The sequence below is a fragment of the Pseudomonas sp. TH32 genome, from assembly GCF_016650855.1.
Classification (GTDB): Bacteria; Pseudomonadota; Gammaproteobacteria; order Pseudomonadales; family Pseudomonadaceae; genus Aquipseudomonas.
The window spans coordinates 1,626,378-1,644,564 of sequence record NZ_JAEKFA010000002.1 but is presented as its reverse complement, the minus strand read 5'-3'; the positions used below and the strand labels follow the sequence as shown (position 1 = coordinate 1,644,564).

At 62.2% G+C, this 18,187-nt stretch carries 14 protein-coding genes and 2 pseudogenes; 6 read left to right on the top strand and 10 right to left on the bottom strand.

Annotated features, from left to right (window positions below; all coding sequences use genetic code 11):
* Positions 1 to 59 precede the first annotated feature (59 nt).
* Complete coding sequence (gene ampC, locus JFV30_RS11130; RefSeq protein ID WP_201123655.1) at positions 60 to 1,211, top strand: class C beta-lactamase; 1,152 nt, start codon at positions 60 to 62, stop codon at positions 1,209 to 1,211.
* Between the two features lie 46 nt (positions 1,212 to 1,257).
* Here ampC and dctM read toward each other — a convergent pair.
* The 8 genes and pseudogenes from dctM to JFV30_RS11090 all read right to left on the bottom strand — a co-directional run bounded on the left by dctM (position 1,258) and on the right by JFV30_RS11090 (position 9,974).
* Positions 1,258 to 2,537, bottom strand: a pseudogene (dctM, locus tag JFV30_RS11125) (C4-dicarboxylate TRAP transporter large permease protein DctM).
* A complete protein-coding gene (locus tag JFV30_RS11120) occupies positions 2,537 to 3,169 on the bottom strand; it encodes a TRAP transporter small permease (protein WP_010169753.1) in 633 nt (210 codons plus the stop codon). The pseudogene dctM and the gene JFV30_RS11120 overlap by 1 nt, the downstream one beginning before the upstream one ends.
* Positions 3,170 to 3,344: 175 nt before the next feature.
* A complete protein-coding gene (locus tag JFV30_RS11115) occupies positions 3,345 to 4,328 on the bottom strand; it encodes a TRAP transporter substrate-binding protein (protein WP_010169754.1) in 984 nt (327 codons plus the stop codon).
* 237 nt (positions 4,329 to 4,565) lie between these two features.
* Positions 4,566 to 5,381, bottom strand: coding sequence for an HpcH/HpaI aldolase/citrate lyase family protein (locus JFV30_RS11110; protein ID WP_010169755.1), 816 nt, complete (start codon positions 5,379 to 5,381; stop codon positions 4,566 to 4,568).
* A gap of 14 nt (positions 5,382 to 5,395) precedes the next feature.
* On the bottom strand, positions 5,396 to 6,592 hold the full coding sequence (locus JFV30_RS11105; protein ID WP_169388192.1) for a CaiB/BaiF CoA transferase family protein: 1,197 nt from the start codon (positions 6,590 to 6,592) through the stop codon (positions 5,396 to 5,398).
* A 9-nt stretch (positions 6,593 to 6,601) separates the two neighbouring features.
* Positions 6,602 to 7,951 (bottom strand): MmgE/PrpD family protein, encoded by a 1,350-nt coding sequence (locus JFV30_RS11100; RefSeq protein ID WP_201123653.1) that lies wholly within the window; start codon positions 7,949 to 7,951, stop codon positions 6,602 to 6,604.
* 10 nt (positions 7,952 to 7,961) lie between these two features.
* Positions 7,962 to 9,125 (bottom strand): acyl-CoA dehydrogenase family protein, encoded by a 1,164-nt coding sequence (locus JFV30_RS11095; protein WP_169388190.1) that lies wholly within the window; start codon positions 9,123 to 9,125, stop codon positions 7,962 to 7,964.
* A 31-nt stretch (positions 9,126 to 9,156) separates the two neighbouring features.
* Positions 9,157 to 9,974, bottom strand: a pseudogene (locus JFV30_RS11090) (FAS1-like dehydratase domain-containing protein).
* A 128-nt stretch (positions 9,975 to 10,102) separates the two neighbouring features.
* Here JFV30_RS11090 and JFV30_RS11085 point away from each other — a divergent pair.
* Positions 10,103 to 11,014 (top strand): LysR family transcriptional regulator, encoded by a 912-nt coding sequence (locus JFV30_RS11085; protein ID WP_177046744.1) that lies wholly within the window; start codon positions 10,103 to 10,105, stop codon positions 11,012 to 11,014.
* 34 nt (positions 11,015 to 11,048) lie between these two features.
* The gene (locus tag JFV30_RS11080; protein WP_201123651.1) at positions 11,049 to 11,534 is read left to right on the top strand and encodes a GFA family protein; all 486 of its coding nucleotides are present in this window, start codon (positions 11,049 to 11,051) and stop codon (positions 11,532 to 11,534) included.
* 825 nt (positions 11,535 to 12,359) lie between these two features.
* Here JFV30_RS11080 and JFV30_RS11075 read toward each other — a convergent pair.
* The gene (locus JFV30_RS11075; RefSeq protein ID WP_169388187.1) at positions 12,360 to 13,289 is read right to left on the bottom strand and encodes a LysR substrate-binding domain-containing protein; all 930 of its coding nucleotides are present in this window, start codon (positions 13,287 to 13,289) and stop codon (positions 12,360 to 12,362) included.
* 280 nt (positions 13,290 to 13,569) lie between these two features.
* On the opposite strand from JFV30_RS11075, the gene JFV30_RS11070 reads away from it, so the two are divergent.
* Positions 13,570 to 14,802 carry an MFS transporter gene (locus JFV30_RS11070; RefSeq protein WP_201123649.1) on the top strand — a complete coding sequence of 411 codons (1,233 nt, stop codon included), beginning with the start codon at positions 13,570 to 13,572 and terminating at the stop codon, positions 14,800 to 14,802.
* Here JFV30_RS11070 and JFV30_RS11065 read toward each other — a convergent pair.
* Positions 14,740 to 15,654 carry a LysR family transcriptional regulator gene (locus JFV30_RS11065; RefSeq protein ID WP_010169764.1) on the bottom strand — a complete coding sequence of 305 codons (915 nt, stop codon included), beginning with the start codon at positions 15,652 to 15,654 and terminating at the stop codon, positions 14,740 to 14,742. The genes JFV30_RS11070 and JFV30_RS11065 overlap by 63 nt on opposite strands.
* A 114-nt stretch (positions 15,655 to 15,768) precedes the next feature.
* On the opposite strand from JFV30_RS11065, the gene JFV30_RS11060 reads away from it, so the two are divergent.
* Entirely contained in the window at positions 15,769 to 16,650 is an 882-nt protein-coding gene (locus JFV30_RS11060; protein ID WP_169388184.1) for a HalD/BesD family halogenase, read from the top strand.
* Positions 16,651 to 16,701: 51 nt separating this feature from the next.
* The gene (locus JFV30_RS11055) at positions 16,702 to 17,928 is read left to right on the top strand and encodes a M24 family metallopeptidase (protein WP_201123647.1); all 1,227 of its coding nucleotides are present in this window, start codon (positions 16,702 to 16,704) and stop codon (positions 17,926 to 17,928) included.
* Positions 17,929 to 18,187: the final 259 nt, after the last annotated feature.

The window sequence follows — 18,187 nt, the reverse complement described above, 5'->3', positions numbered from 1 at the left end:
TTGCGGCGCCCGCGCAGGTATTGGTCATCAACACATCACTTTATGGAAGCCGGATCATCATGCACGAACGTTCTTCAACAGCAGCAAGAGTCAGCATACTCGCCTTATTGCTCGGCGCGGGCAACTGCATGGCGGCCACAGACCTGCGCCAGGTCGTGGACAGCACCATCGAACCCCTGATGCAGCAGCAGGATATTGCCGGCCTGTCGGTCGCGGTGATTCAGGACGGCAAGGCGCAATACTTTAACTACGGCGTCGCCAACAAGGACGGCAAACAACCGGTCACCGAAAACACCCTGTTTGAAATCGGCTCGGTGAGCAAGACCTTCACCGCCACCCTCGCCGGCTACGCGCTGGCCAACGGCAAGCTGAAACTCTCGGACCCGGCCAGCCAGTACCTGCCGACGCTGCGGGGCGACACGTTTGACCACATCAGCCTGCTCAATCTCGGCACCTACACCGCCGGTGGCTTGCCGCTGCAATTCCCGGATGAGTCCGATAACGCCAGCAAGATGATCAGCTACTACCAGCACTGGAAGCCGGATTTCGCCCCCGGCACCCAACGCCTGTATTCCAACCCGAGCATCGGCCTGTTCGGCCACCTCGCCGCCCAAAGCCTGGGCCAGCCGTTTGACCGGCTGATGGAGCACACCCTGCTGCCGAAACTCGGCCTCAAGCACACCTTCATCACCGTGCCCAAGGCGCAGATGAACCTGTACGCCCAGGGTTACGACAAGGCCGGCAAACCGGTGCGTGTCGGTCCTGGCGCCCTGGACGCCGAGGCCTACGGCATCAAGACCAGCACCTCGGACCTGATTCAGTACGTTGAAGTGAACATGCACCCGGCGAAGCTGGAAAAGCCGCTGCAACAGGCAATTGCCGCGACCCACACCGGCTATTACACGGTTGATGGCATGACCCAGGGCCTCGGCTGGGAGATGTACCCCTACCCGATCACGCTGGACGCCCTGACTGCAGGCAACTCGGCGCAAATGGCCTTCCAGCCTCACAAGGTCAGCTGGTTGACACCACCGCAAGCGCCCCATGCCGACACGCTGGTAAACAAGACTGGCGCCACCGGTGGCTTTGGCGCCTACGTGGCGTACGTGCCGAGCAAAGGCCTGGGGGTGGTGATCCTGGCGAACAAGAACTACCCGAACGCCGAACGGGTGAAAGCGGCCCATGCCATTTTGAGTGCGATGGATAAATAAGCAAAAAAATGGGAGCCCAAGGCTCCCATTTTGTTTTCGGTGTGGCTTACATCCCCAGCCAGTGCGGCAATGCCAGCGAGATGAACGGCAGGTAGGTGACCATGATCAGGAACACCAGCAGGATCATCAGCCACGGCAATGCCGCGCGGATGGTCTGCCCCAGGGTCAGCCCGGTCACTGCCGAGGTCACAAACAGGTTCAACCCCACCGGCGGATGCACCAGGCCAATCTCCATGTTGACCACCATCACGATCCCCAGGTGAATCGGGTCGATCCCCAGTTTCATCGCGATCGGGAAGAAGATCGGTGCCAGGATCAATACGATCGCCGACGGCTCCATAAAGCTGCCCGCCACCAGCAGCACCACGTTGACCATGATCAGGAAGCCAATCGGCGTCAGGCCTTCAGAGATCACCCACGCGGTGATTTCCTGGGGATTTGTTCAGTGGTCAGCACGTGGGCAAAGAGCATGGCGTTGGCGATGATAAACATCAGCATGATCGCCAGGCGCCCGGACTCCAGCAGGACTTTGGGGCAGTCCTTGATCTTCATGTCCTTGTAGACGAACAGCGCGACAAACGCCGAATACACCGCCGCCACCGCCGCCGCTTCAGTCGGCGTAAACATGCCGCTGTAGATGCCGCCCAGGATGATCACCAACAGCAGCAAGCCCCAGAATGCCCGGCGGGCACAGGTCAGCCACTCGCGGAAGGTCGCCCGAGGCTGAGCCGGCAGCTTCTTGATGCGCGCGACGATGTAGATCGCGACCATCAGCATCAAGCCCAGCAGCAGGCCCGGAATCACCCCGGCCATGAACAGCTTGCCCACCGATGTTTCGGTGGCCGCCGAATACACCACCATCACAATCGATGGCGGAATCAGGATGCCCAGGGTACCGGCGTTGCAGATGATCCCGGCGCCGAATTCCTTCGGGTAGCCCGAGCGCACCATGCCCGCCACGGCAATCGAGCCCACCGCGGCCACCGTCGCAGGCGATGACCCCGACAGCGCGGCAAACAGCATGCAGGCCAACACGGCGGCAATCGCCAGGCCGCCCCGGATGTGCCCGACGCAGGCGTTGGCAAAGTCGATCAGCCGTTGCGCCACTCCGCCGGTGGTCATGAACGCACCCGACAGCAGGAAGAACGGGATCGCCAGGAAGGTGTAGGCGTCCGAGGTTTCAAACAGCTTGATCGCCAGCGAACTCACCGAGTCCGGGCTGAACATCAGGATCGACACCGCGCCCGACAAACCCAGGGAAATCGCAATGGGCACGCCGAGGAACATGAACACGAACAGCAGCAAAAACAGACACAGAACGGCCATCAGTGACGCTCCTCATGGCTGCCGGCCAACTTGCTGGCTTCACCGGCTTCGTCGGCCAGGCCCAGCCCGGTTTGGCGGTGAGTGAAGATGCGGTAGAAGATTTCGAGGTAGCGGATGAACACCAGCGCAAAGCCAATCGGCACGATCACCACAATGTCGCTGACATCGATGCCGAACTTGTCGAGGTCTTCGGCGCCGATGTGCGCGGTCGTCACCGCCGTCAGCCACTTGTAGCTGGCGACCATGAACAGCCCGGCGTAGGCCAGGCAGCACAGGCAGGCCAGCATGCCCAGCACGCGCTGCACCCGGCGTGGCGTCAGCTTGACCAGCGCATCCACCCCCAGGTGGCCGGCGGTACGTACGCCGTAGGAGATACCGAAGAAAATCAGCCAGCCGAACATGGCCTTGGTCAGCGCCACGCTCCAGGTCATGTCCTGGGCCCAGCCCATGGTGTGGTCACCCAGGGCGTTAAAGAATCCGCTGCTCCACGCCCATTTATCGGCAAGGGAAAAGAACAGCGTGTAGATGTTGTTGAGCATGACGTAGACAAAAGTCACCAGGGTCATGGCGGCCAGCAGGATGGCGATAAAGCCTTCCTCCAGGTGCTCCCAGACGCGCCTTAGCGTTTGCATGGCAAAACCTCGCGAAACTGGACGGGGATATTCACGACAAGTCACTGACGAAACCGGATCAATGTGGGAGCTGGCTTGCCTGCGATGCGCGCGACTCGGTCTTTCAGGAACACCGAGGTGACGCCATCGCGGGCAAGCCCGCTCCCACAGGAGTCGGTTTTTTTTCAGCAATCGATTACTGGTTCGACGCATCCGCCGCCTTGATCAGGTCGGCACCGATTTCACCTTCGAACTTCTGCCATACCGGGCGCATGGCTTCGCGCCAGAGCTGGCGTTGCTCAGGCGTCAGTTCGATGATTTCGCTGGTCTTGGCGTCGATGATCTTCTGCTTGGCCGACTGGTTCAGCGCTTCGGCCTGTTTGTTCACCTCGACGGTGACTTCCACCATGATCTGGTCCAGGGTGGTGCGCACGTCCGGCGGCAGGCCGTTCCAGAACTTGGCGTTGGTGATCACCATGTAGTCGATCAGGCCATGGTTGGACTCGGTGAAGTACTTCTGCACTTCGTTGACCTTCTGACTTTCATAGTTCGACCAGGTGTTCTCGGTGCCATTGACGGTGCCGGTCTGCAAGCCCTGGTACACCTCGGCAAAGCTCATCTTGCGCGGGTTGGCGCGGATCGCCTTGAACTGTTCTTCGAGCACGCTGGAAGCCTGCACGCGGAACTTCAGGCCACGGGCATCCTTGGGTTCATGCAGGGCCTTGTTCGATGACAGTTGCTTGAGGCCGTTGTGCCAATAGGCCAGGCCGAGGATGTTCTTGTCTTGCATCGAGGTCAGCAGCGCCTTGCCCTGGGCGGCCTGGAAGCGGTCGACCGCCGCCAGGTCGTTGAACAGGAACGGCAGGTCGTAGATCTGTACTTGCTTGGTGTATTGCTCAAACTTGGCCAGGGACGGCGCCAGCATCTGCACGTCCCCCAGCAGCAGCGCCTCCATTTCCTTGCCGTCGCCGAACAGCGAGGAGTTGGGGTACACCTCGACTTTTACCCGGCCAGGCAGGCGTTCTTCAGCGAGCTTCTTGAACAGCAACGCGCCCTGGCCTTTCGGGGTGTTCTCAGCGACAACGTGGGCGAACTTGATCACGATGGGGTCGGCCGCCTGGGCCAGGCCCGCGGCAAACAAGGTGGCGGCGCAGAGCAGCGCCCGAGAAAGCTTGAGCATGGAAAATCACCTTCTTATTGTTGTGTGATGAGGGCAAGGTGCCTGATGTCACGCGTATAGAGAATTTCGAATTTTAGATACCTGCGTTCGGCGTGGACGAACGCCGACCTGGCTGACAACCGAGATCAACTGTAGGAGCTGGCTTGCCTGCGATGCAGGCACCTCGGTGCTTCAGACAAACCGAATTGATCCCATCGCGGGCAAGCCCGGCTCCCACACAAGCCCGTTCCCACATGTTTACGGTTGTGCGGCCAATAATCTTTGGGCCCGCAACAACACCGGTGCGTCGACCATTTGCCCGTCCAGTTGATAGGCCCCTGCCCCATGGGCACCGGCTTCCACCACCCGTTTCGCCCACGCCAGATCCTCGGCGCTGGGGGCCAACGCCTGATGAATCACCGCCACCTGCTTGGGATGGATACACAGCGCGCCGGCAAAGCCCATTTCATAGGCATGCCGAATCGAGCGGCGCAGGCCCTCGGGGTCGTCGATGGCCGGGTGCACACCGTCCAGCGGCGCCACCAGCCCGGCGGCGCGGGAATGCACGATCAAGGCCAGGCGCGCCTGGTCCAGGGCAAATTGAGCGGCCGGGGAGTTGCTGCTCAGGTTCAGGTCCAGCGCCAGGTCCAGGCCGCCGAATGATAGGCGTTCCACCGACGGCGCGTGGGCGATTTCCGCCACCGCCAGCAAGCCACGTGCACTCTCGATGATCGGCCAGATCGCCTTGCCCGTGGCGGCCACCACGGCCACCTGGGCCGCGCTTTCAACCTTGGGCAGCAACACCCCCGCGACCCCGGCATGGGCCTGACAGAACGCCACATCGGCAAAATGCTCAGGATGCTCAGGCGCATTGATCCGCACCCACACCCGCGCCGCCGGCGTCGCCTGCAAAAACACCCCGAGGTTGTCCCGGGCCTGACGCTTGAGCGGCTCTTCCACCGCGTCTTCAAAATCCACAATCACCGCATCGGCGCCACTGGCCAGGGCCTTGGCAAACCGTTCCGGTCGGCTGCCGGGTACAAACAGCGCAGAACGCACAAGAGAGGTTGGCATCGTTCAATTCCTTATCAGATAACGCCGCGTGCACGCAGGCTGTCGATGGCTTCAGCGGAATAACCCAACTGGTCGAGAATCCCCTGGCTGTGCTGTCCCAGCCCCGGCACCGCGTCCATCCTTGGGGTAAACGCGGCATTGCGCGCCGGTGGCAGCAACGACGGCAACTTGCCCGCCGGGCTGTCGACTTCGCGCCAGCTGTCCCGGGCCTTGAGCTGCGGGTGATCCCACACGCCTTGCATGTCGTTGACCCGGGCGCTGGCGATTTGCGCGTCTTCCAGACGCTGGATCACACCTTCGGCGCTCATTTGCGCGAAGCTGTCGACGATGATCTGGCGCAGCACGTCGCGATTTTCCGAACGCTTGAAGTTGGCCGAGAAACGCTCGTCAGTGGCCAACCCAGGCGTGAGCAGCACCTTGTCGCAGAACGCCGCCCATTCGCGTTCGTTCTGCAACCCGAGCATCACCGTGCCGCCGTCGCCAGTGGGAAATGGTCCGTACGGGTAGATCGTCGAATGCGCCGCACCCGCCCGCGGTGGCTGGGGTGCGCCGTCGAAGGCGTAGTACATCGGGTAGCCCATCCACTCCACCAGGCTTTCCAGCATGCTGACGTCGATGCGGCTGCCCTGCCCGGTCTTGCCCCGCAGCAGCAACGCCGAGAGGATGCCGCTGTAGGCATACATCCCGGCGGAAATGTCGGCGATCGAACAGCCGGCCTTGGCCATCTGGTCCTCGCCCGGGCCACCGGTCACAGAGAGGAAGCCGCCTTCGCTCTGGATCAGCAGGTCGTAGGCCTTTTTCTTCTCATACGGCCCGCCCTCCCCATAGCCGGAGATGTCGCACACGATCAGCCGTGGGAAGCGTTCATGCAGCGCCTCGAATGACAGCCCCATGCGTGCCGCAGCACCCGGTGCGAGGTTCTGCACCAGCACGTCGGCGTCGGCCAGCAGAGTTTCCAGGATGTCCCCGGCCTCATCGTGCTTGAGGTCCAGGGTCAGGCTTTCCTTGGAGCGGTTGGTCCACACGAAATGCGAGGCCAGCCCGCGCACGCGCTCGTCGTAGCCACGGGCAAAGTCACCGGCGCCCGGGCGTTCGATCTTGATCACACGGGCCCCAAGGTCGGCCAACTGGCGGGTACAGAACGGCGCGGCAATCGCGTGTTCCAGGCTGACGACGGTGATGCCGTCCAGCGGTCGTTGATTAGCAGTCATGACGATTCCTTAAAGCCAGTGAGCGAGGGACACGGCGTTGCGCAGGTCCCAGACTTTTTCGATCAGCCCGCCGGTTTGCGCGGGCGTGCGGGCGCCGCTGAATTGGGTCAGGCGCTGGAATTTATCGGCCAGTTCTGCACGGTTCAGGGTGTTGCCGGGGTCGCCCTTGGGTTCGTCGATGGCGCCGTGCAAGGTACGGCCATCGGCCGTGGTCACGATCACCCGGCCCAGCCAGCGCTGGGGATAGGCACCGTCGACCTCGGCGTCGAGGGTCATGCTGACCTTGTCGCGAAACGCCGACACAGCCCCGTCGTTAAGCGGCAACTCGTGAAACTCAGTCAGCCCGGCCTTGCCATGCACGGCAATCAGACCCAGCACGGTGCCCATGGAGAACTTGGCCTGGTGCACGGTCTGCGGCAGCGTCACCCGGCCCAGCACGTCGATGGCGCCCTGGTGAACCCGGGTTTCCACGTGGGTGATGTGGTGATGGCTGAGGCCTTCACGCTGCATCAGGTCCAGCAACGCATCGGCGGCCGGATGGGTGTGGCGGCACGAGGCGTGGAACTTGAACGAGGTTTCCAGCAGCGCCCAGCGGCTGCCGAGGCGATCCGACAGTTTGCTCGGGTCCGCGTCGGTGGACATGCCGGCGGCCATGCCCTGGTCGCCTTCCAGAATATTGCGCGCACCGGTCAGCCCGTCCGCCGTCAAATAGGCGGCCAGCAAACCATCGGCCGCCGCCTTGGCGGTGTGCAATTGCTTGGAGTCGGCGGCATCCCGCAGGAACTCCCACAAACCGGCCGCCTGAGTGCCGGCACTGCCCAGCAGGTTGATGAATTGCTCTTGGTTGAAATCCAGCAGCTTGCCCACCGCGACAGCCGCCGCGAGGGTGCCGACGGTGGCCGTGGTATGGAAGATCCGGTAGTGGGAACGGCCCATGAATTCGCCGATGCGAATCCCGGCTTCGTAACCGGCCACCGACGCCAGCAGCAGTTCGCGACCGGACTTGCCGAGGTCTTGCGCTGCCGCGAATGCCGCCGGAAACACCACCGTCGCCGGGTGCAACACCGAGCTGTTGTGCAGGTCATCCTGCTCCACCAGGTGCGACGACGCGCCGTTCACCAGCGCAGCGAAATAGGCGCTGCTGCTGCCGCCGTTGACGATCACCTGCGCCGGGCCATTGGCCGGGCCCATCGTGCGCGCATAACGCTCGAACAACGGGATCGGATGGGCGCCCTTGCTGGCCAGCGCCGAGGCGAGCCAGTCGAGGAACAGGTCTTCGGTGCGGGCGAGCACCTCGTCCGGCAATTGTTCGTACGTCAACTCGGCGAGGAACCGGCACAGCGCTTGGGTATGGCTCATGGTCGGCGCCTCAGAAGCTGCGTGGCAGTTCGAGCAAATGCTCGGCCACGTAGGACAGGATCAGGTTGGTGGAGATCGGCGCGACCTGGTACAGGCGGGTCTCGCGGAACTTGCGCTCCACGTCGTATTCGCAGGCAAACCCGAAGCCGCCGTGGGTTTGCAGGCAGGCGTTGGCGGCCTCCCAGGACGCCTTGGCCGCCAGGTACTTGGCCATGTTCGCACTGGCCCCGGCATTGGCGCCGCTGTCGTATTCCTCACAGGCACGCCAGCGCATCAGGTCGGCGGCTTCGATCTCGATATGCGCTTCGGCAATCGGGAACTGCACGCCCTGGTTCTGCCCGATGGGCCGGCCGAACACCACGCGGTCGCGGGCATAGGCGCTGGCTTTCTCGATAAACCAGCGACCGTCACCAATGCACTCGGCGGCGATCAGGGTACGTTCGGCATTCAGCCCGTCGAGGATGTAGCGGAAGCCCTTGCCCTCCTCGCCAATCAGGCTGTCGAGGGGCAACTCCAGGTTGTCGAAGAACAGCTCATTGGTCTCGTGATTGACCATATTGGCGATGGGCTGCACGGTCAGGCCGTTGCCGATGGCTTCCCGCAGGTCGACCAGGAAGATCGACATGCCTTCGGATTTTTTCTTCACCTCGGCCAGCGGCGTGGTGCGGGCCAGCAGGATCATCAGGTCGGAATGCTGCACCCGCGAGATCCACACCTTCTGGCCGTTGATCACGTACTTGTCGCCACGCTTGACCGCGGTGGTCTTGATCTTGGTGGTGTCGGTGCCGGTGGTGGGCTCGGTCACGGCCATCGATTGCAGGCGCAGTTCGCCGTTGGCGAGCTTGGGCAGGTAGAAGCTTTTCTGCGCTTCGCTGCCGTGGCGCAGCAAAGTGAACATGTTGTACATCTGGCCGTGGACGGTGCCGGAGTTGCCGCCGCAGCGGTTCACTTCTTCCAGAATCACCGAGGCTTCCGCCAGCCCGAGGCCGGAGCCGCCGTAGGCTTCCGGGATCATTGCCGACAGCCATCCGGCGTCGGTCAGGGCCTTGACGAAGGCTTCGGGGAAGCCTTTTTCTTCGTCGACCTTGCGCCAGTAAGCAGCGTCGAATTCGGCGCACAGGGCGCGCACGCCTTCGCGGATGGCATTCAGTTCTTCGTTGTCATTCGGGTTCATTAACGGCTCTCCGCCTGTTGTTCTTGGAGGTTTATTCGAAATGCAGTTCGGCGCGCTGGGCCAGGCCGTCAGCGTTGCCCGCCCAGAGTTCAGCCACACCAGGCCCGGTGATGCGCCCGCCGACTTCAAAGGGTTGCGGGGCAATCAATGGGCGCACACCGCGATACGAAAAACGGCGCAACGTGGCCTCGGGATTTGCGCGGCAAAAGGCGCGCAGACTCAGGGTGGCGATCAGCGGCCCGTGCACCACCAGCCCCGAGTAACCTTCGGTGCCGGTGACGTAGGGGTAGTCGTAATGGATGCGGTGGCCGTTGAAGGTCACGGCGCTGTAGCGAAACAACAGGGTGGGCGTCGGGTCGACCGCTTCGCGCCAGGCGCCTTCAGGCAGCACATCACCACTGCCCTGCTTGGGCGGCGTGGGTTCGCGGTAGACGATGTCCTGTTCTTCGCGCAGGGCCAGGCGACCGTCCTGGGAATAGTCGTGGCGCACGGTGACGAACAGCAACGAACCGGTGCGGCCGGTTTTTCTTCCACCTGGGTGATGGTCGACACCCGGGTGGCGGACTCACCGGCCCGCAACGCATGGAAGAACTCGATACGCCCACCGGCCCACATGCGATTGCGGTTATCGGCCGGCGGCAGGAAGCCGCCACGGGCTGGATGGCCATCGCCGCCCAGGGCGGACTCGGGCAGCGGGTCCTGGAAAAAGCACCATTGCCACAGGGGCGGCACCGCTTCGCCGTCCGCCGGTACTGCTTCGCCAAAGGTGGCGGCGATGCGTTTGAGCAGGTTGTGGCTCAAGTGGTCGTGGGCTGTTTCGCTACGGCCGATCCAGTCTGTGGCGCTCATCAGGTGCATGTCCTCGGGCAGGGAATCTGAACCGGATCATGCTGGGCCGTAGCCGTTCTGAGAATTTGCATTTCAATAAAGCAGCGTTCGGCTATGCTGAACGCCGCTGACCGCAACCGGAGCCTTCCATGCACTTTGATCTGGCGGACTTACGCCTGTTTATCCATATCGCCGAATCCCCCAGCCTGACCCAGGGTGCCAAGCGCGCGTTCCTCTCGCCCGCCGCCGCCAGCGCGCGGATCAAGGCCCTGGAAGGCCAACTCGACACCCGACTGCTGTACCGCGACAGCCGTGGCGTGGAAATCACCCCGGCGGGCGAACGCCTGCTGCACCACGCGCGGTTGATCATGCGCCAGGTGGATTACCTGAAAAGCGAGTTCACCCAATACGGCATCGATTCGGCCGGGCACATCCGCATCTTCGCGAACACCACGGCGGTGACCGAGTTTCTCCCGGAAGTGCTGGCAGGCTTCCTGTCCCAGCGCCCCGGCGTGACCGTGGACCTGCAGGAGCGGTTGTCCCGTGACATCGTGCGCGGCGTACTCGACGGCACCAGCGACATGGGCATCATCGCCGGCCCGGTGGAGGCGTCGGGCTTGCAGGTGTTGCATTTCAGCACCGACCACCTGGTGCTCACGGTGCCGGTGGGGCATCCCCTGGCGGGCCTGCCTTCGGTGACGCTGGAGCAAACCCTGGCCTATCAGCATATCGGCCTGCATGACGGCAGCACGTTGCTGAGTTTCCTGCGGGAGCACGTGGAACGGCTGGGCAAACACTTGTCGTTGCGCATCCAGATGTCGAGCTTCGAGGCGATCTGCCGGATGGTCGAGGCTGGCGTCGGGATCGGCATCATTCCCGAGTCGGCGGCGGTGCGGCACAGTCGGACCATGCAGTTGGTGACGGTCAGGCTGGATGAGGTCTGGGCCGTGCGCGAGCGCAGCATCCTGGTGCGGGAGCTGGAGGCGTTGCCGGGGACCATTCGAGCGTTGATCGCGACCTTGATGCCGGAGATGGAACCGCCTCGGCTGCCGGGCGCCTAAGCTAACGTTCATCTTTTGCGAAGGAGATCAGGTCATGCAGCTTGAAGGTTCCTGCCATTGCGGCGCGGTTACGTTCAGTCTTGAGAGTGCGCATCCGTATCCCTATCAGCGGTGTTACTGCTCGATTTGTCGCAAGACCCAGGGGGGTGGCGGGTATGCGATCAACCTTGGGGGCGACGCTAAAAGCCTGAAGGTGCGGGGGCGCAAGTTGATTTCGGTTTATCACGCGCGGATGAAGGGACCGGGGGATAGCCGGGCGCATGCGAGCACGGCCGAGCGGCATTTTTGTTCGCAGTGTGGGTCGGGGTTGTGGTTGTTCAGTCCGGAGTGGCCGGAGTTGATTCATCCGTTTGCTTCGGCGATTGATACGCCGTTGCCGGTGCCGCCGGAGCATACGCATTTGATGCTGGGGTCGAAGGCGCCCTGGGTTGAGGTGAGTGTTCGGCCGGGGGATTTGCGGTTTGATGAGTATCCGAAGGAGTCGATTGCCGAGTGGCATGAGCGGTTGGGGCTGGGTTGATTGATTGAGTGAGTGAATATCCGTTATTTGGGTGATGGCTGATATGGGTTCCGCTCTTACAGCGGGTCACTTTTGAAAGGAGCCCAAAAGTAACCAAAAGGCTCTTGCCCCACCACTCGGCACCTCGCCTAGGCTCGGTGTGCCCGAACGCAGGCATTACTCCGCGGGCCGCCGCGACGGGGCGTCCCTGCCCCGTCGCGGCTAAACCGGCGTCCTGCCGGTTTACCCGCTCCGTACTACCTGCGTTCGGCCAGCGTGGTTTAACGGGGCGCCCAAGATCAAGATCAAAAGCAGATCAACAGCACAGCGGCCTACAGGCCGGCTTGAGTGGTAGAAGCAAAATCAAAATCTAAAGCGGGCACGATCCCCTGTAGGAGCTGGCTTGCCGGCGATGGTCGTTAACGATGACGTGGGCATCCTGATTCAACGCGGCGTTCTCAGGTTTTTCGCCGGCAAGCCGGCTCCTACAGAAAAGCGGCTCTGCTTTGGCTTTTGATCTGGCTTCTACCACTCAAGCCGGCCTGTAGGCCGCTGTGCTCTTGCTTTTGATCTTGATCTGGCTCTGACTGCCCCAATAAGCCCGAGGCCGAACGCAGGTGGTGCGGAGCGGGTAAACCGGCAGGACGCCGGTTTAGCCGCGCTGGGCCAGGGATGGCCCATCGCGGCGGCCCGCGGAGCAGCGCCGGAGTGAGGGAACGCCGAGCCTAGGCGAGGCGCCGACAGGCGGGGCAGAGCCCTTTGGTTACTTTGGGGCTTTTCCAAAGTGACCCGCTGTAAGAGCGGAACCATAGGCGGCCGTTACCTAAATAACGGATATGTACACAATCAAACAGCCGCCAAAGAAGGCTCCAACTGCCGCTGAGCCAACCAGATCTCCTCCTGCAACCACTGCCCAAACACCTGCAACTGCGGCGAGTCAGTCTGCTCCGGCCGGGTCACCAACCAATACGACTGGTGCCCCTCCACATGCACATTCAACACCTGCGTCAACTGCCCACTGGCCAACTCCGAAGCCACCATATGCCAGTCCGCAATGGTAATCCCCAACCCATCGATCGCCGCCCGAATCGCCAGATCCAGCAGGTCAAACTCATACCCACCCTCGATATCAACCCCACTGATTCGCGCCGCATCCAGCCAATGCTTCCACGTCAGATACCGCTGATCCTCCCGCGCCAACACATGCAGCAACGTCATGCGATTCAGGTCAATCCCGTCACTCCACTCCCGGGCATACAACGACGGTGCACACACCGCGATATGCCGCTCCTGAATCAACAACGAACTGTCCAACCCATCCCACTCCCCATCCCCAAACCGAATCGCACAATCCAGCGTGCTGGTCTCCGCCAGGCTGTCCTGCAACCGCGTGGTGATGCTCAACTCCAACTCCGGATGCTGCTCACGCAACCGCCCCAAACGCGGCATCAACCAGCGATTGGTAAACGTCGGCGGCGCGTTGATATGCAGCCGATTGGCATGGGACTTCTGCTGAATACTGCGCACCGTCAGCTCGATCTTGTCGAACGACTGATGCAACGCCCGCAGCAACACCCGCCCGGCGCTGGTCAATTCCAGGTGATGATGCCGACGCTCCAGCAGGGCCTCGCCCAACTGTTCTTCCAGCTGGCGCACCTGGCGGCTGACCGCACTCTGCGTCACGTTCAACAGCTCGGCAGCCCGGGTAAAACTGCCGGTACTGCCGGCGACTTCGAAAGCTTTAAGGGCGTTGAGACCGGGCATTTTGCGTTTCATGGACGACACTCGGGAGCACAGGGGAAATAACCTGCACAACATACCTTTTTGTATTGGGTCAGCGGTAGCGCCCCGCGCCGACAGACGATTAATCGCTCCACGCACTGAAAGTGTCGTTTATCGACGCAGACCGTCGCTCACGCATAAATAGCCTGCGTATAACGCATGCACACTAAGACAATTAAGCATTGGTCGCCGCCGCGCTATAAACGCTAGTCTGCCGATGCACTTCTTATTACTTCGCCCTTCTCTTTCGCGATTAACTTATCGAGCCATCGCCATGTCGAACGCACCCGTTTCATCCCGGCGAAGTATTGGCTTGCTGGCACTTGTGTTTACCGCGTGCAACGCCACTACCCACGGTTTCAGTGTGTTCCTGTACTCGGCGTTGTTGCCGCAGATCCGCCTGGGGTTTGACCTGAGTTACAGCCAGGCCGCGCTGATTGCCGCGTTGTTGCAGCTGTTCTACATGGGCGCCTCGATTGCCAGCGGCCTGGCGGCGGCGTGGATCAGCCCGCGCAATATGGTGCGCCTGACCATCGTCCTCAGTCCCGCCCTGCTGGCCCTGGCCGTTGCCACGCCGTGGGTGCTGCCCTTCGCCCTGTGCCTGGCGCTGGTGTCGGCCTGTGCAGTGTCGAACTGGAACGCGATTTCGGCCCTGGCCCAGGACGTTATCCCGGCCACGCACCGCAGCCGTGTACTGGGGCTGGCGTCGTCAGGGTCGGCGTTTGCGCTGTGCTTGAACGGGCTGTTGATCGCACTGTTGCAAGGATTGTCCCTGCGGCAGTTCTGGTTGATCTGCGCCGGATTGACGTTGCTGGTGACGCTGCTGACCCTGTGGGCACTGGCCCCGCTCAAGGAGCCAGCACCGCGCGATACCAAGGCACCCAAGCTGAGTCAGGTGCTGCGCCAATGGCTGAAATTGTGTGTGGCGCAACCGGTGGCGACGCAGATTGTGTTGCTCAGCGCGTTTATCGGGGCGATCAGCGGGCCCTTTCTGAATTTCCTGTCGGCGTTCGTCAGCGAGCAGCTACAGGCCAGCGCCTCCGTCACCGGTTCGATGTGGACGCTGATCGGCATTGGCGGTGTCGTCGGCGGCTTGCTGCTGGGCACACTGGCAGACCGCTGGGGCGCGTTGCGGGTGATGGCCCTGAGTATCGGCGTGTTTGGTCTGAGCATGCTCGGTTTGCTGGGGCATCCCAGCCAGGTGCTGAGCTGGCTGGCGGCCGGGCTGTTCGCGCTGTTTTATTTCCCGTGCTGGGGCTTGATGGCGGCCTACGTCGGCGCCCGACTCACCCCGGTGCAGAGCCTGCAGGTGGTGAGCCTGAGCATGGTCAGCTACGGCCTGGCCAGTGCCACCGGCAATGCGCTGTGCGGATGGCTGCTGCAAGTAACCGGCGAGTTTGCCGTGGTCCACGGCTGGATCGTGGCCTGGGTGCTGGCCAGCCTGTTATTGCTGAAGCGCATGGCCCATCGACAAACCGCCGAGGCGCTGGCTGCCCAGGTGCCCTGAGTGGCCCAATTGCCGGCGCAGTATCTCCACCAGTGCATCCACCTCCGGCACCTGGCAACCGGCTGAGCGCCAGAACATCAGGCGCGCCGGGGCGATCGGCGGGAATCCCTGGCGCTCGTCCAGAATCTGCCAGTCAGGCGGCACCAGGCGCCGCGCCATCACGCCCACCGACAGCCCCTGCTCAATCGCGATCGCAATGCCCCGAGGGCTCTGGCTGGTGTACACCACCTGCCACGAGCGGCCGGACTGGGCCAGCGCCTGCACCGCATTCGCACGAAACGCACAGCCCTCGGCGTACACCGCCAACGGCACCGACTGACGCCCCACACAGCTCCAGCTGGGCGCCGCCACCCACACCAGCGGCTCGTCGCACAGGTATTCCCCCGCCTGCAAACCGGCGTGTTCCACCCCCAGCACCAGGTCCAGTTCACCCCGTTGCAAACGCCCCACCAAGGCCGTGGACATCTCGCAGCACACGTCCGGGCGTACCTGGGCGAATTGCGCCTGAAAGTCCTTGAGCATCCCGCCCAGGCAATATTCGGCGTAGTCCTCGGGCATGCCGAGGTGGATGCATACCTGCTCGTTGGGCAATTGCGCGGCGCTGACGGCCTCGCTGTGCAGCTTGAGGATCTGCCGGGCGTAGATCAAAAAGGTTTCGCCACTGGGGGTCAGGCCCACCGAGCGGCTGGTGCGGCGGATCAGCGGCGTGCCGACGATGTCTTCCAGGCGTTGCAGGCTCTGGCTGACCGTGGATTGGGTTTTGTGCAGGCGCTCGGCGGCGGCCGAGAAACCCTGGCATTCAATAATTGCCACAAACACTTTAAGCAGCGTGCCATCCAGTTCGCCCGACATAACTATCGCCCTCCCCGATGGATTCGATCACAACTTGTAATTTCCACTTTGCACCTCGTTCAGCAACTATCGGTTCAGCCAGAAAACACCAACTGATAGTTCCGGGAGTCTTGCATGAGCCTTCAACTTGCTGACGCTGAAGTGGGCGATATCAGCGACATTATTAATACCGAGCTGTACCCCATACATGATTCGGGCCATGTTCAATTACAGGCCCTGATCGATCACGCGCGGGCCGAACTGGCCGAAGACGGTTGCTGCCTGCTGAAGAACTTCCTGCGCCCCGAGGCACTGGAACAGGCACGTCTGGAAGGTTTGGCGCTGTCGGGCAAGACGTTTTATTCAGTGCGCAAGGTCAACGCCTACTTCACCGAAGACGACACCTCCCTGCCCCAGGATGATCCGCGCCGCACGTTCATGGAGCGCACCAGCGGCTTTGTGACCCGCGACATGATTGCCCCGGACGCCATCATTCACCGGCTGTACGTGTCGCCGATGATGAAACGCTTTATCGGTGCGTGCCTCAACGAACCGGAAATCTTCGAGTACGCCGACCCGTTCGCCGGGCTGGTGATCAACGTGATGCCCGACGGTACCGAGCAGCCCTGGCACTTCGATACCAACGAATTCATCGTCAGCATGATGACCCAGAAGCCCGAGGCCGGCGGCCTGTTCGAGTACGCGCCGATGATTCGCTCGCGCACCCAGGAAAACCTCGGCGCCGTGGGCAAAGTAGTACGTGGCGAAGACCGTTCGCGGGTGCAGGAACTGGAACTCAACCCCGGCGACCTGCAGATCTTCAAAGGGCGTTTCTCGGTGCACCGCGTGACCCGCGTCGAAGGCGCCACCGAGCGCAACACGGCGATCTTCGCCTACTCCGAAAAGCCCGGAATCATCGGCCGTGCCCAGCGCACCAAGCAGCTTTACGGACGCCTGTCCGAAGCCCATCTGCAAGCCGAACGCAACCTGGTCCGCAGCGACCAGTTGCTCGACTGATTCACCCCCTCAAAAAACTAAAAACCGTATTTGCCCTGCGAGGAACACCCCATGAGTCTGTCCGGCCCCAACCGCAACCCCGCCGATTGCGAACCTACCTATGACGAGATCCAGCAGATCCAACTGGACCGCCTGCAACGGGTACGCAACGAACTGAAAAAACGCGACTACGCCGCCTGCGTGCTGTTCGACCCCACCCACATGCGCTACGCCACCGGCTCGCGCAACATGCAGGTGTACTCGGCGCGCAACCCCGCCCGCTATGCGTTTATCCCGGCAGAAGGCCCGGTGGTGGTGTTTGAGTTCGGCGGCTGCCTGCACCTGGCCGAAACCCTCAACACCGTCGACGAAGTGCGCCCGGCCAAGGCCATCTCGTATTACTTCTGCGAAAGTTTCCTGGGCAACGTCACCGCCGAATGGGCCGCCGAAATCGATGAGCTGGTGCGCCAATGCGGCGGTGGCAAACGCATCGCCATTGAAAGCGCCACCTCGGCCGCGGCCTTCGAATTGCAAAAACTCGGCTATCAGATATTCGATGCCCAGGAACCCCTGGAACGCGCGCGCTGCATCAAGGTGCCCAACGAACTCAAGATGATCCGCGCCAGCCTGCGTGCCACCGAAGCCGGCGTGCGCCTGATGGAAAGCAAACTCACCCCCGGCATCAGCGAGAACGAGCTGTGGTCCCACCTGCACCAGCATGTGATCGCCACCGACGGGGACTACGTCGAGACCCGCCTGTTGTCCTCCGGCCCACGCACCAACCCGTGGTTCCAGGAATGCAGCACCCGACCCATCGAAGCCGGCGACCTGGTGGCGCTGGACACCGACGTGGTCGGGCGTTTCGGCTACTACGCGGACTTCTCGCGGACCTTTCTCTGCGGCGAACAGGCCGCCACCGCCAAGCAGCAGGAGCTGTACAAGCTGGCCTACGAGCAGGTGCAAACCAACATGGAAATGCTCAAGGCCGGGCGCAGTTTCAAGGAGTACGCGGAACTGGCCTGGAAGATTCCCGAGCATTACAAAAACAACCGTTACTTCGCCCTGGTGCACGGGGTTGGCATGACCGGTGAATACCCCTACGTGGTGCACCGCGAAGACATTGATGCCCTGGGCTACGACGGCGTGTTCGAAGCCGGCATGACCATCTGCGTGGAAAGCTACATCGGCCACGACGACGGCGGCGAAGGGGTGAAGCTGGAAGAACAGATCTACATCCACGAACACGGCATCGAGCTGCTCTCCGATTACCCGTTCGACCCGCGCTTGTTGTCGCGCTAGACGCGTCCCGCACCAGAGGTCGCCATGGGAAGGACATGTAACATGCATTTATAGAACGTTCCAACGCAGAATTTGTCGTTTGTCGATCTTTGCGCAAATGACAAAACTGCGGGCATCTCTAATAAAAACAACATGAGAGCTGCCCTATGTCCTATCCCATTGCCACCCTCCCGACTTCGTTGCGCCTTGTTCTTCTGCCGGCTTCACAGAGGTCCCGGCTGCGCCTTAGCGGCGCTTGCCACTGACCCTTGCGGTTCAA